Origin of the sequence: Caballeronia sp. (assembly GCF_049581465.1) — a bacterium.
Taxonomy (GTDB): domain Bacteria; phylum Pseudomonadota; class Gammaproteobacteria; order Burkholderiales; family Burkholderiaceae; genus Caballeronia.
In genome coordinates this window covers 1-1,894 of the sequence record NZ_JBAUSA010000480.1, presented here as the reverse complement: position 1 = coordinate 1,894, position 1,894 = coordinate 1, and the positions used below count along the sequence as shown (strand labels likewise).

The following is a 1,894-nucleotide window of genomic DNA, read 5'->3' as shown; positions in this document are numbered from 1 at the left end:
GCACCTGAAGGCGGCGGGGGCGGCTGCCACTCGACGGTCTTCACCGCCGCCCCGTCCCGCGCCATCTGCACACCCGTCACGATGACCTCGTCGCCGTCTGCCAGCCCGCGTGTCACGACCCAGTTGTTGCCGAGGCTATCGTTCGCATCGACGTCCTTGCGCGCCGCCTTGCCATTCGCGCCGACCACCATCACGTATGCGCCGACCGTGTCGCGCTGCAGTGCCTGCTGAGGAATCAGGAACACATTGTTCCGCCGGCCGAAGTCGACAGTCAGCGTCACATACATGCCGGGCAGCAGACGCCGCTGCGGGTTCGCGACGAGCGCACGCAGATTGATCGCGCCGGTCGCCGCATTCACCGTTACGTCGGAGAAATCGAGCGTGCCTGCTGTGCCGTACGACGTACGATTGGGCAACCCGATCTGCACCGGGGTCTGGTTCTGCTGCTGCAGATTGACCGAGCCGGTGCTCTGGGACTCCTGCAGTGTCGCCAGATCGGCGGAACTGATCGTGAAGTTCACGTACATGGGGTCGATCTGCTGGACCGTCGTCAGCAGCGTGCCGCCGCCGCCCGTGTCGGACGTGCTGGTACCGACCACCGCGCCCGCCGTCACCTGCTGTTGTCCGGCGATGCCGGTGATCGGCGAGCTCACGCGTGTGTAGTTGAGCGACACCCGTGCGCTCTCGACAGATGCTTCGTCGGCCTTTACCTTGGCCGCCGCGCTGCGTTCGGCGGCATCGGAATTGTCGACGGTCTGCTGCGAAACCGAACCGACCGGCAGCAGCTTGCGATTGCGCTCGGCGGTGATGTGGTCGTTCACGTAGGTGGCCTGGTCCTCGGCCAGCAGCGCGATGTCGTTATTGAGCTGCGCGCGGTAAAAGACCGGATCGATCTCGAACAGGAGTTGCCCCGCGCGAACCTGCGAGCCTTCTGTGTAGTTGCGCCGCAGCAGTACGCCGGACACGCGGGCCGTGACATTTGCGCTGTAGTAAGCCGAAAGCCGGCCGACGAACTGGCGCTCCAGCGGCACCGACTGCATTTGCACCTTCACCACCGCAACCTGTGGCGGCGGAGGCGGCGGCGCGGTTTTCGAGCAGGCGGCGAGTACGATCAGGCACAGATACGACAGCGACGCGCGCCGAGGACGTGACTTCATGAGAACTCCGTTCTTGCTTGAGGCCTGCACACGCGGGTTGCGCGGCATGCCACGACGTATGGAACAGCATGTAGGTCAGTCGGCGGGCTGCTCCGACGCAGGGGGTACTGGCGACGGCGAAGCAGGCGATGAAGCAGCAGCCGGTACTGACGCGACCTCCGCGTCATTGCGCTGCCAGCCGCCACCCAGGTTCTTGACCAACTGTACGTTGCTCTCGGCGAGCAGCGCCTGCGTGTCGCGCACACTCTGCTCCGCCTGGATCAAGGTGAGCCGTTGTGTCAGCACGCTCTGCTGGCTCGCCGCGCCTGCATTGAACTGCGCCTGTTCGCTCGCGAACAGGCGGCTACTGCTGTCTAGCACTTTCGTGAACGCGCTTTCCTGCGCCCGCAGGTGATTCATCGACGACAGGCTGTCCTCCACGCTCTGGAACGCTGTCAGCACCGTGTTCCGGTAGTTTGCGACGTCTTCATCGTATGTCGCGCGCGCTCCGTGTACCGCGGCCCTGCGCGCACCGGCGTCGAAAATCGTTTCTGCGAGTTCGGGGCCGAGCGTCCAGAAGCGGCTTGGCACCGTGAACAGATGCGCCAACGTGTTGTGCGCGAAACCGCCCTCGGCCGAGAACGTCAGTGACGGATAGAACGCGGCTTCTGCAACGCCGATGTTCGCGTTGGCCGCCGCCGCCGTGCGCTCGGCGCTGACTACGTCGTAGCGCCGCTCGAGCAGTTGGGAAGGCAGGG

At 65.2% G+C, this 1,894-nt stretch carries 2 protein-coding genes; both read right to left on the bottom strand.

All coding sequences use genetic code 11. The features are described from left to right. Positions 1-1,157, bottom strand: a 1,157-nt coding sequence (locus tag WCA53_RS11835; protein WP_423909709.1) for an efflux RND transporter periplasmic adaptor subunit, incomplete at its 3' end; no start/stop codon positions are given. Between the two features lie 75 nt (positions 1,158-1,232). Further along, the coding region (locus tag WCA53_RS11830) for a TolC family protein (RefSeq protein ID WP_423909704.1) at positions 1,233-1,894 on the bottom strand (662 nt) is incomplete at its 5' end.